Source organism: Maribellus sediminis (assembly GCF_011799805.1).
In the GTDB taxonomy this organism is placed as follows: Bacteria; Bacteroidota; Bacteroidia; order Bacteroidales; family Prolixibacteraceae; genus Draconibacterium; species Draconibacterium sediminis_A.
This window is the reverse complement of the sequence record NZ_WXUB01000002.1, coordinates 1-12,748: the sequence shown is the minus strand read 5'-3', so window position 1 is coordinate 12,748 and position 12,748 is coordinate 1. Positions and strand designations below refer to the sequence as shown.

Here is a 12,748-nt window from a genome sequence, read left to right as displayed (position 1 = left end):
GATTTGAGATTTTAAGTAATTTAGTCGTTCAACCTTTTGGGAACAGTATTTGTTGAAACGATGTAAACAATTAAATATATGGATTCACAATTTTCGCCAAGAATAAAGGATATAATAGGATACAGCAGGGAGGAAGCGATTCGTTTGGGAAACGACTACATCGGACAGGAACACCTCTTTCTGGGAATTCTTCGGGATGGTGAGGGTATTGCCACCGACATCCTCGAAAATCTTGGAATTGATCTTGCTGAGGTAAAACAGCTTGTTGAAAAAAAGATAAAAACAGATAAATCTATCAATTCGAAATCTGATTTGGTGATGTTAAAATCAACCGAAAAGACTTTAAAACTGATTTATCTTGAAGCCCGTTCTTTTAAAAGCGTTACTGCTAACAGTGCACACCTTTTGCTAGCTATTCTTAAAGACAGTAATTGTCTGGTAACTCAATTGCTAATTGAAATGGGGGTAAATTACTATATGGTAAAATCACAACTTCAGGATTACAAACTGCCTGAAGCCAAATCAGATTTTCCGGAGAGTGAAGATGACGGACCGGGAGAAGGTTTTTCAAAAAATCCGTCGGGTTCGCAGCAAGGCAAAAAAGGTGCCGGCGCCAAATCGGATACCCCTGTACTCGATAACTTTGGAATTGACATTACCAAACTTGCCGAGGAAAACAGTCTGGATCCTATTGTGGGTCGTGAAAAAGAAATCGAACGCCTGGCACAAATCCTGAGCCGCCGTAAAAAGAACAACCCGATCCTGATTGGAGAACCCGGAGTTGGTAAATCGGCTATTGCTGAAGGTCTTGCCTTAAGAATTGTCAGTAAAAAAGTATCACGCATATTATTTGACAAACGTGTTGTTAGTCTTGATATCGCTTCAATTGTAGCCGGTACAAAATACCGCGGTCAGTTTGAGGAGCGAATGAAAGCCATTCTGAATGAACTGGCCAAAGTAAACAACGTTATTTTGTTTATCGATGAAATACATACCATTGTTGGTGCCGGAGGTGCTACCGGATCGCTCGATGCTGCAAACATGCTAAAACCTGCACTGGCGCGTGGCGACATTCAATGTATTGGTGCCACAACACTCGATGAATATCGTCAGCAAATTGAAAAAGACGGTGCTCTTGAACGTCGGTTTCAGAAAGTAATGGTAGATCCTACTTCAGTAGATGAAACAATTGAAATTCTCAATAACATTAAAGAACGTTACGAAGAACATCACAATGTGATATACACGCCTGAAGCCATTGAAAGCTGTGTAAAATTGACGGCACGTTACATCACCGACAGGTATTTACCGGACAAAGCAATTGATGCACTTGACGAAGCTGGATCGCGTGTTCATATCTCCAACATTAATGTTCCGGAGAAGATTGTTAAACTGGAAGAAAAGATCGAAAAAACAAAAGAGGAAAAAATCAGTGCCGTAAAAAGCCAGAATTTTGAACTCGCTGCGAATTACAGAGATAAAGAAAAAAACCTGTTGAATCAACTGGAACAGGAAAAGGAACGTTGGGAAAAAGAGTTGATCAACCATCGTGAAACCGTTGACGAACACAAAGTTGCCGAGGTTGTTGCCATGATGTCAGGTGTTCCCGTTCAGCGAATCGCCCAGGCCGAAGGCAAGCGCCTGATGAACATGGGTAAAGACCTGAAAGGTAAAGTTATTGGACAGGACGAAGCCATTGCAAAAATTGTAAAGGCCATTCAACGTAACCGTGCAGGATTGAAAGATCCGAACCGGCCAATTGGATCCTTCGTATTTCTTGGCCCAACCGGTGTCGGGAAAACGCAACTTGCAAAAGTTTTGACCACCTACTTATTCGATAACCTGGATGCTTTGATTCGTGTTGATATGAGCGAATACATGGAAAAATTCGCGGTATCACGTTTGGTTGGAGCGCCTCCCGGATATGTTGGTTATGAAGAAGGTGGTCAGCTGACAGAAAAAGTACGCAGAAAACCCTATTCGGTTGTTCTGCTCGATGAGATTGAAAAAGCACACCCCGATGTTTTCCACCTGCTGTTACAGCTTCTGGATGAAGGTCGCCTAACAGATAGCCTTGGAAGAAGTGTGGATTTCAAAAATACCATTGTCATTATGACATCCAACATTGGATCACGCCAGTTAAAAGAATTCGGGCGTGGCGTTGGTTTTTCTTCTGCCAAAACACCGGAACAGGATAACGAACATGCAAAATACATCGTTCAGAAGGCTTTGAAAAAAGCTTTTGCGCCTGAGTTCCTAAACAGGATCGATGATGTTATCATGTTTAACCAATTGGAGAAAAAACATATTTTCCAGATTATCGACATCGAAATCGAGGGCTTATATAAACGCGTGGAGGCATTAAATTACAAACTGAAAATTTCTCCTGCAGCGAAGGATTTCATAGCTGAAAAAGGCTACGATCCACAATTCGGTGCACGCCCGCTAAAGAGAGCTATTCAGAAATACCTGGAAGATGAGATGGCTGAAATAATTATAAAAGCCTCGATAACGGAAGGAGATACCATTTCAGTTGGTTTCGATAAGAAGAATGAAAAATTACAAATGCGAATCTTATCTAAGAATAAAGCATTGAAAGAATAAAATGAAAGGCCGGGTTTTCCCGGTCTTTTTTTATCCCTCATATTTGATGACTAAAATACTGATATCATCACTTTGATCAGTATCTCCGATAAACTGCTTCAAGCTCTTCTCAAGCCTCTTTACCATTTCTTTTGGTTTTAATCCTGCCAAACTTTTTAGATTCTCCTGAAGCCGAAAATCACCATATTGTAAATTATTTTCATCCTGAAGTTCTGTTACTCCATCGGTATAAACAATTATTGAATCGCCTTTTTCCAGTTGGTATTTACTTTCGTGATAACCCCTGTCGCGATAAAGCCCCAGAGGCAGACCATGCGCTTCCTTTAATTCATCCAAGTGTCCGTTGGTTTTTAAAACATAAGATGTTGTATGGGCCGCATTACAATACGAGAGTTTTCCGGTTTCAATGTTAATGATACCCAGAAATAGTGTGAGAAAAAACTGGTGAATATTGTTAGAGTACAGCTGTTCATTTACTTCCTCAACAATGCCGGCACTTCGCTTTAATTCAGGATTGGCTCCAACCGACTTTATAATTGTTTGCGACATGCTCATAAAAAATGCAGCAGGTACACCTTTTCCTGAAACATCTCCCATCGTAAAAACCATTTGTTTTTCGTCTCTGAAAAAATAGTCGAAAAGATCGCCACTTACGATCCTTGCTGGTTTATACAAAGCAAACAGATCAATCTCTTTCACATTCGGGCATGCCGGATATTCCAATTTTATGAGGCTTTGCTGAATTTCGGCAGCTTCGAGAATATCATCATACCTGATTTTGTCGAGTTTGGCATCCTGCGATACTTTGAGTCTATTTTTTTCATACCACGCTTTTATCAGGTTCAGACTGTCAGAAACCTGTTGAATTTCATTTAATGAGGCTTCACCGGCATAGGCTTCTCCTGAAATATCACTAAAGCGCTTTAACTGAGAAGTTAAACTGCTCAAAGGTTGAATCTGTTTATTCGAGATATAGGTGATCAAAATATATACTACCAGAATTCCAAGCACAGAGAAAAACAACATTTTAAGAATTGGCAGATAAAGCGGTTCAAAAAGCTCGGCATATGGAATAACCATAACAACAAGCCAGCCCGTTTCCGGAATTTTGGAAAATGACAACCAGCTTTTTTGATAATCAAGAACCTCAGGATAGGCGATTATTCCGGCGCCTTTATTCCCCGAAAGTATATCATTAATTTCGGACACATCCAGATCAATAACCTTTTTAGGAATATCATATGCGTTTCTCTCGAGGATAAAATCTTTTCTTGGATGTGAAATATAAACACCTTTTCTTGACAATAAAATGGAATAGCCACTTTTTCCAACTTTAATCTTATTTACAGCATCGTTAATGTGCAATAGCGAAAGCTCACATATGACCGAACCAACAAGCTTGTTTTTATTGTTTGGTTCTGATTGTGTAACCGGCGAATAATAGGAGGCTACAACATGCTTATTTCTTTCACAGACTATTGGCTCAGACCAAATTACATCAGGATCCTGTACTAATTCGATGTAGTTCGGATTTTTATCGACACAAGTAACAATGGGCTTATTGGATTCATACATATATGTAGAATCAGCCTCTCTAAATGTAAACAGGTAATGATGCGAAACTTCTATAGTTGAATCAAGTCTGATATGAATACTATTGATAAACGGATATTTCTCAAGTATTTTATCCAGAAATGGCCCAATAGCATCCTCTTTTTCGTAAAAAATAATCTGATCGGCAATATTCTTTGCCACCTCCTGGGTAGTGACCACGTATTTTTTAACAACAGAATTTACTTCAACGCTCGTATTATCAGCCTTGAATTGTATATTCTCTTTTATAATCTTTAAGTTGAAAAGAAAATTAATAATAATAAATGCCACAAATACACTTATTACTGCAAGCGATATATATATACTTAGCCTGTAAGCTATCGATTTATTTAACATGTAGCCCGGATTTCAACTTGTAATTACAATTTAAGTAAATTTTATATAAAACTCATCATGCTTTTCATATTAAGCCACTGGCGTGTTCCTTTAAACGAACAGGTAAATGTAGCCAGTTCTGATGCTTTGGTCAAGGCCTGCTCGAAGCTTTTATATTTAAGTCTGTAAAAACAAAATGCGCCGTGTATAAAATCACCAGCTCCCAGGGTATCAACAACGGTTGTTGTTGTTACTTCAACTTCGCCCTTACTTTCAACGGTTTCAAACAGAATACTTTTTTCCCCCCTCGTAATCGCAATATTCCTCACTCCTTTATTTTTCAGAAATGAAAATACATCGTCGTTAGTTTCACAATGCGGTGGCAGAAAATCGGCTGAACAAATTGCAACTTCCGAATATTTCAGAAGCTCGTCATATTGTGGTTTCCAGCTTCCGCAATCCAACACTATTGGTATTTTCTTACTGAACGCTGCCTTTGCCAGTAAAACAGCCGCTTCAGGATAAAATCCATCGAGTAATATTATCTCCGGCTGCACTAAATTTAAAACCTCGTTTACATCGAAATTATTGTCTTTTAATTCCGGGTGGTGCGTAAAAATAGTTCTGTCGCCGTTTGACGAGGTTACAACGGATGCGACCACTGGCATTGATTCGCTATTTCCCAGATCGATGAACTGAATATTGTTTTTTAGGAAATCTTCTATAATAAATGGCGAAAAACTGTTCTCTCCTACCGATGAAACCAGGAAAGTTCCGTTATTCAGAAAAGAAAAAGCAACTGCAGCATTTGTCGCCGGACCTCCCACCAGAAATTCAGGTGTATCGGTTTTTACTTTTTGATTACTCGTGGGAAAGGAATCAACAAAATACTGAATATCGATAGTTGTTAATCCGAAAAAGAGTCCTTTAAAAATCATAAAAAAAGCTGCCAGTATTTTGACAGCTAATTTATTAAATAATATTATGTTATACAATTAAGTTATTCCATTTCCACGAAATTAACTTAACGTATTCGCCTTATCATGATTAGGTATTCATGGCGCCGCAAACGGTAATTACCTGTCCGCTAACGTATGATGAAAGATCTGATGCCAGGAAAGTTGCAACTCCAGCTACTTCTTCCGGTGTACCACCACGTTTCATCGGGATTGACTCTTCCCATGCTTTACGCGCTTCTTCAGGTATTTTTCCAGTCATTTCGGTAATGATGAAACCGGGTGCGATGGCGTTTGAACGAATCCCACGAGATCCGAGTTCGCGTGCAACAGACTTGGTAAAACCGATAATCCCTGCTTTTGAAGCTGAATAGTTGGCTTGTCCTGCATTTCCACTAACTCCAACAACTGAACTCAGGTTTACGATCGATCCGCTACGTTGTTTTAGCATGGTACGTTGTGCAGCTTTCGTGAAGTTGAAAACTGATTTCAGGTTTACGTTAATCACAGCATCCCACTGTTCTTCGGTCATACGCATTAGTAGCGTATCTTTTGTAATGCCCGCATTATTTACAAGCACATCGATACGGCCAAAATCATTTACAATTTCGTTCACCACTTTATCGGTATCGGCAAAATTACTTGCATCCGATGCATAACCTTTTGCCTGCACGCCAAGTTCTTTTAATTCGGCTTCAGTAGCTTTCATGTTTTCATCGTTAAACAGATCGGTAAAAGCAACGTTACAGCCTTCCTGTGCAAATTTTACTGCAATAGCTTTTCCGATACCACGCGATGCTCCGGTGATGATCGCTGTTTTTCCTTCGAGTAGTTTCATTTCGTATATAATTAATAAATTATGCTTTCAAGTCGAATGCGCAAATATAAACGATATTCACCTCTATTAAAATTTGGCGCTTTCATTTTGATACAATCAGTCGAAGAATCCGTTTTTCTTGTTTAAAGTTCAAACTTTTGAGTGAAAAGTTCAAAACAAATGTGCAGCTAGTTTCTCCAGTACTTCCGATGCTTTACCTTTCAAATGGATATCGGTTATTTGTCGTGTAAACAAGGTTTCTTCCGGATTTATTTCAATGATTGTTGCCCCCTGTTGTTTGGCAGTTCGCGGCACAAACGATGCCGGCGTAACTTCGCCGGTTGAACCAATAATGAGGCACACTTCAGCCGCTTCAGCCGCTTCAAACGAATTGGCATAGCTATCCTGAGGTATACCTTCACCAAAGAAAATGAAATCTGGCTTTAAAATTTCTCCGTCGTCAATGCATCGTGGTGGAATGGTATTAAAATCAATTTCTGCGGCTTCGTGTATTCGGCCACATTTCCTACATTTTAGTTTTTTTGAGTTTCCGTGAAATTCATACACCGTCAAGCTTCCTGCTTCATAATGCAGATTATCGATGTTCTGAGTTATTACAGCATTCAACAGTTTATGCTTTTCCATTTCCGCAAGTACTTCGTGCGCTTTGTTTGGTTTGGCATTGGCAAAAAAATCGTAAAAAATCTCGCGGATGTAATGCCAGCATTCTGCTCCGTTCTCATTAAAATACCCAAGGTCCAACACCTTTGGGTCGTATTTGTTCCATAGACCATGCTCGCCTCTGAACGGTGGAACACCACTTTCAACAGAGATACCGGCACCGGTAAATGCAATGGTAAATTTCGATTGCTTAATTAGTTTGGCTGTTTCCTTTATAAGAAGTTCCATATGTTAAAGTGAAATCAAAGAATTAAATTTATGAATTATCTTTGCGAAAACAAATTTATCCATGCTCGATCAATCTACCATTTGTGCCATATCAACATCGCCCGGAGCAGGTGCTATTGCTGTTATTCGTTTGTCGGGTGAACGGGCCGTAAACATTACCGACCAGGTTTTCCGCAGCCCTAAGAAAGGCAAAAAACTCACGGATCAGTCTGCTACTACATTACATTTCGGCCAGCTTGTTAATAACGACACGGTGATTGATGAAGTTGTTGTTGCCATTTTCAGAAGTCCTCATTCATATACCGGCGAAGATATTGTGGAGATTTCGTGTCATGGTTCAACTTTCATCCAGCAGAAGATTCTTGAAGTTATGATTGAAAACGGTGCACGAATGGCATTGCCGGGAGAATTTACGCAGCGTGCCTTTTTGAATGGCAAAATGGATTTATCTCAGGCTGAAGCTGTTGCCGACGTTATTGCTTCATCTAATGCAGCTGCACATAAACTGGCCATCAATCAAATGCGCGGAGGATTCTCTAAGGAAATCGGAGCGCTCCGTGAACAACTTTTGCATTTTACAGCTATGGTTGAGCTGGAGCTTGATTTTAGTGAAGAGGATGTGGAATTTGCTGATCGAACCGAACTCAGGAATTTAACTGAACGCATTGAAGTCCTGTTACGAAAACTCAAAGATTCATTTCAACTTGGAAATGCCATTAAAAATGGAATTCCCGTTGCCATTGTTGGCGAGACAAATGTTGGAAAATCGACCCTATTAAATGCCTTATTAAATGAAGATAAAGCTATTGTATCCGATATTCACGGCACCACCCGCGATGTTATTGAAGATGTGGTGAATATACACGGAACTGCATTTCGCTTTTTCGACACAGCCGGAATCCGCGAGACCAGCGATCACATCGAAAGCCTTGGAATTGAGCGAAGTTACAGCAAACTGGAACAGGCAACTGTGGTTTTGCTTGTGGTTGATACCAATAATTCATTCGAGTTGGTAAAAAGCAGGATCGATAAAATCAGGGAACGTGTTGCACATCAACAGATGCTGATAATTGTTGCCAATAAAATTGATTCAGGCTTACAGGAAACCATTCAACAACTTGAAGTTATTGACCTGACTGATAACGAAAAAATGGTTTTTATCGCGGCCAAAGAAAAAAGAAACCTTGATGAACTGATTGATTACATGCAGCACGCGATAAACCTTGATGCTACCGAGCAGCAGGACGTGATCGTCACCAATGCCCGACATTACGAAATATTAAAGAATGCACACGAGGCCATTCTACGTGTATTAAATGGATTAGATCAGCAAATTCCTGGAGACTTACTTTCACAGGATATTCGCGAATGTTTACATTATCTTTCAGAGATCACTGGAGAAATATCCAACCACGAAGTTTTGGGGCATATTTTTAAGAATTTTTGTATCGGGAAGTAATTAAAGTCAAACTAATAAAAATAAGAATCTGGCTTAATCATCAATTAAAATTGAAAAAACCAGATTCATTATTGAGTTATTCTTCAACTTCTTCTTCCTTTTTAACGCTTGGAGCGACCCTCTTCTTTACCGGTGCAGGTTCTTCTTCTATTTTCATTAAAGAATACTCATCTTCCGGCAGTTCATCGATATTATTTGCATAATTTTCTGCCAGTAACTGTACTATCATACATGCTTCCTTTATTGGCATGTTTGTTTCGTAATAATACTTGTGAACCATTACAGCCGCGTCTTTTAGTAATCCTAGTAATTTCTTTTCAACATCCATGATCTTATTTTTTAATCGTTAATAATAGGTATTTTACAAACTTTAGTATATATCTCTCGATCGAAGTATTTTTAATGGATAGCTAAAATTGTTCATACACTCATATAATCCTGTTATACTCACAATGAAATTCAGTCAGTAATATTTTCGTAACCATCAACATCATTAACGTAAAATCAATTAAACCACTAATAATCTAACTCAGCTTTCATGATGGTGTACTCATCCTCGGGCATCTCGTAAATATTCTCGGCATAATTATTTGCCAATAGCTGAACAATTGAGCAAACATCCTTTATTGGCATTGCAGTTTCGTAAGAATACTTGTGAACAATAGTTGCGGCTTCTTGCAACAAACCCAAGAGTTTGGTTTCAGTATCCATATCCAAATCAGTTAAGTTGTTTCGTACACCTAAATTTATAAAATATATTATTGTTTATCAATTATTTATAAGAACAAGAACATACAAATATTCTTACTAAATTACTTAATTCATAACAAGTTTTCTTCCTATATAATTATTACCCAATTCAGTTAGAAAAAAAAAATGAATAAATTGAATTAATAAGATCGATCAAGAAGGAATACCAATGTATTATCGACTGGATATAAACAAGTTAAGTAGTTGTCAATGATAACAAATATATTATGCATTAAAACTGAATTTCAGCAATCGATGGAGTGTAGTTCTTGCCTGTAATTCATCCTGTTTTGAACTGAAAATCCATATTTTAACATCTCTGGGTAAGTTATTGGGGTATTCCAATTCCTTTCTGGTGCCAACAGTAACATTATAACGATCAAAAACACGACGTTGAAATCGATTTAAAGTTCTTTTGTTTCTTGCCCTGGCAAGCAGAGGTCTTCCTGAATCAGCTTGCTGATTTTCAATTATCACTACATTTTCCTCTTTATTCGAAACTAGATCAGTTCCGTAGACTTTCACGTAAAGATTCTTTAATTCTTCCCTGGATTTAATTCGGTATAAGTCTCCTGCAAAATCAATAAATCCAACAATTTCTGCAACTTCTGAATTAATCGCGCTATTAGGACTAGAGAATAACTCGGAAAGGTCTATCTCCAAAGCATCAGCAATAATCTGCATGGTGTCAAATTTGGGACTATTCCTTTCATTGAGAATATTGCCAATAGAATTTCGACTTAACGAATGGCCGTTCTGAGAGATCTTATTTTTTAGGCCTTCAATATTGATCTGCTTCTCAGTCATTATTTGCTTCAGGTTGCTTATCCAGGTCATAAGAGTGGTCTTTAAAGTATACGAATCAATGGGGCATGACAAAAGAACTTTGAATACTACCTAAATTTAACCAATAAGTTTGGTAATTTTTAAAATCATTTAAAAATTATATCAGCATGGAATTATTAAAATTTCTTCCAGTTATTACAATGAATAATTCTTTTATCACAAAAACGAGTGAAAAAATCCATCATTTACCATAGAGGATAACTGATTGATATGTGAAGAAAGCAAAATGCGAATAATTAGAAGTATATAGCTTTTATTGCGTAATCCAACTAACAATACTCAGATCATCTGGTTTTATCTTCGGTATGACCATATCAACCAGCTGCCCTTCTTCATTAATAAGGTATTTTTGAAAGTTCCAAGAGACTTTTGAATCCATAATACCGTTCTTACTCCTCTCGGTTAACCATTTGTATACTGGATGCATATCATCTCCTTTTACCGAGATCTTGGCCATCATTGGAAAAGTTACTCCGTAATTCTGTTCGCAAAACAACTTGATTTCTTCATTCGTGCCAGGTTCCTGTTTCAAAAAGTTGTTGGCAGGGAATCCAATAATTGTAAAATCCTCTCCTCCATACTTTTCGTAAAGGTTTTGTAGTTCTTCGTACTGCGGTGTAAAACCACATTTTGATGCGGTATTCACAATCAACACCTTTTTTCCTTTTAATTTGGAAAATTCGAAATTCTTTCCTTCGATATCTTTTACTGTAAAGTCATAAAAATCTGACTGACTAAAAGAGATGACATGAACAAAAATTAAAGACGCCAACAGAATATATTTTTTTTCATGGTAAATTATGTTATTGAATAGCTCTAAACAATATAACTAATTCATATACAAATTAGCAAACAAGAATTTTGGAGAAAAGTTTAGAATCTTTTCTTTCATCCATATCTACAAAAAGAAAAGAGGCCGCTCCTCTGAGTCGGCCTCCAATCTTACTTTTTAAAGTAGAACCTCCCGAAATCAACTACTATAAATAAGAGTCTTTTGCAATAATTGATCTGAATTAATTTCGGGTATTTCGTTATTATTCATGTCGGTAAATCATTTTACCTATTTGAATATCACCATCTATATTCAGTTTGTAGAGATAGAATCCTGAAACTTCAGAATCCGGACGGAATTGTACCTTATTCTCTACTCCTGCTTCAATAAATTGATCCATGAGTGTTGCTACTCTCTGACCAACCATATTGTGTATCTCGAGTACTGCATGACCACTTACCGATGAAACAAATTCGATGTTTACTACCTCGTCAAATGGATTCGGGTAAACTTTTAACTCGTTTTGTTCGATACTAATAACATCAGTTACCGTAGATCCTATAGTTGCAGATTTTGGACCGCATTCAAGCGTACCTCCATCAAATACATATTCGCCATCGCCAGGATTTGCGACTGGTGAACAGTATTCAACATAACAGGATACACCATGTGCGATTACCCAGAAATTACCATATATCTCTGAAAATTCAACAGTGTATTCAGTTACTTTATCCAGTCCGCTTTCACCATAAGTGAATTGTCCTGGCGCAACTGTTTCCTTGCCATTCTTCATTGATGGGAACATTTCGCATCCAACATTTACGTGAACTTCGCTCAGATAATGTGGATCATCCATCACGTAATGTACCGTTAATGTACCACCGCTATATGTTATTTCTACCATACCTACAAGCATGCCTTTATCAACGTCACATTGTGCTGCGCCTGCATAAAGTGGCAAAGTATAGGTGCTGTCAACTGGTTCAAAACTATTCGTCCAGCCCCATCTATTGAATCCATGATCAATAAAGCATTCAGTATTTGGATTTTCTTCTTCACCAATCATAGGCAATTTTGCAAATGCTGTTTCGCAGCTTTCCTTACACGGTGTAACAACAAATGTACTGGTACATTCATCACTACTGCAATTATCTTCCACGTGCAAAGTATAGCTTAAATCTGCGCCTGCACAAGTTACATCCTCCGGAAGTTCCGGTATATCGGTAATTGTGTCGATACCTGAACATCCGGATTCGTGTATTACAAATCCAGCTACCCAAGTTTCGTATGCTTCCTGGATTGCTTCAAGTGATGCACAACTCATATTCACAGGAGCTGGACAACTTACATCAATTAAAGGTGCATCCGTTACCGTAAAGGTCCGGGTGGCTCGTATCGTATCAGCACAGTCACTGCTTACTATCCACATCACATCTACACTGCCGCCACAGGCATCAGGTGCATCTGGCTTAACAATGTCAACTACCAAGCCGCAGCCGCCGGTTACTACGCCGCTGGCTACCCATGCATCATAGGCCGTATTAACTGAATCCTGGGTCAGACATGAACCCAAAGTCAGATCTGCAGGTGGTGTTGCCTCTATTGCCGGTGCATCCGTTACCGTAAAGGTCCGGGTGGCTCGTATCGTATCAGCACAGTCACTGCTTACTATCCACATCACATCTACACTGCCGCCACAGGCATCA

The 12,748-nt window shown here is 38.5% G+C and carries 11 protein-coding genes; 2 read left to right on the top strand and 9 right to left on the bottom strand.

Features of this window, described 5'->3' with window-relative positions:
- Positions 1-78: 78 nt before the first annotated feature.
- A complete protein-coding gene (locus HFD85_RS06900) occupies positions 79-2,604 on the top strand; it encodes an ATP-dependent Clp protease ATP-binding subunit (protein ID WP_167606840.1) in 2,526 nt (841 codons plus the stop codon).
- A gap of 30 nt (positions 2,605-2,634) precedes the next feature.
- Here HFD85_RS06900 and HFD85_RS06895 read toward each other — a convergent pair whose 3' ends face one another.
- The 4 genes from HFD85_RS06895 to HFD85_RS06880 form a co-directional block, all read right to left on the bottom strand.
- Positions 2,635-4,554, bottom strand: a complete 1,920-nt coding sequence (locus HFD85_RS06895; protein WP_167606837.1) for a SpoIIE family protein phosphatase — start codon at positions 4,552-4,554, stop codon at positions 2,635-2,637.
- 41 nt (positions 4,555-4,595) lie between these two features.
- Complete coding sequence (locus HFD85_RS06890) at positions 4,596-5,471, bottom strand: PfkB family carbohydrate kinase (RefSeq protein WP_167606834.1); 876 nt, start codon at positions 5,469-5,471, stop codon at positions 4,596-4,598.
- Positions 5,472-5,580: 109 nt separating this feature from the next.
- Positions 5,581-6,327, bottom strand: coding sequence for a 3-oxoacyl-[acyl-carrier-protein] reductase (fabG, locus tag HFD85_RS06885; RefSeq protein WP_167606831.1), 747 nt, complete (start codon positions 6,325-6,327; stop codon positions 5,581-5,583).
- A gap of 150 nt (positions 6,328-6,477) precedes the next feature.
- Positions 6,478-7,215: an SIR2 family NAD-dependent protein deacylase gene (locus tag HFD85_RS06880; protein ID WP_167606827.1), complete on the bottom strand. Its 738-nt coding sequence runs from the start codon at positions 7,213-7,215 to the stop codon at positions 6,478-6,480.
- Positions 7,216-7,276: 61 nt separating this feature from the next.
- Here HFD85_RS06880 and mnmE point away from each other — a divergent pair, with 61 nt between their 5' ends.
- On the top strand, positions 7,277-8,674 hold the full coding sequence (gene mnmE, locus HFD85_RS06875) for a tRNA uridine-5-carboxymethylaminomethyl(34) synthesis GTPase MnmE (RefSeq protein ID WP_167606824.1): 1,398 nt from the start codon (positions 7,277-7,279) through the stop codon (positions 8,672-8,674).
- Positions 8,675-8,750: 76 nt separating this feature from the next.
- Here mnmE and HFD85_RS06870 read toward each other — a convergent pair whose 3' ends face one another.
- From HFD85_RS06870 to HFD85_RS06850, 5 genes are all read right to left on the bottom strand, one after another.
- Entirely contained in the window at positions 8,751-9,002 is a 252-nt protein-coding gene (locus HFD85_RS06870; protein WP_167606821.1) for a hypothetical protein, read from the bottom strand.
- Between the two features lie 188 nt (positions 9,003-9,190).
- Positions 9,191-9,385, bottom strand: coding sequence for a hypothetical protein (locus tag HFD85_RS06865; RefSeq protein ID WP_167606818.1), 195 nt, complete (start codon positions 9,383-9,385; stop codon positions 9,191-9,193).
- Positions 9,386-9,649: 264 nt separating this feature from the next.
- A complete protein-coding gene (locus tag HFD85_RS06860) occupies positions 9,650-10,261 on the bottom strand; it encodes a helix-turn-helix domain-containing protein (protein WP_167606815.1) in 612 nt (203 codons plus the stop codon).
- A gap of 262 nt (positions 10,262-10,523) precedes the next feature.
- Positions 10,524-11,042, bottom strand: a complete 519-nt coding sequence (locus HFD85_RS06855) for a glutathione peroxidase (RefSeq protein WP_240925018.1) — start codon at positions 11,040-11,042, stop codon at positions 10,524-10,526.
- A gap of 262 nt (positions 11,043-11,304) precedes the next feature.
- A partial coding sequence (locus HFD85_RS06850; RefSeq protein ID WP_167606812.1) for a T9SS type A sorting domain-containing protein occupies positions 11,305-12,748 on the bottom strand: 1,444 nt, incomplete at its 5' end.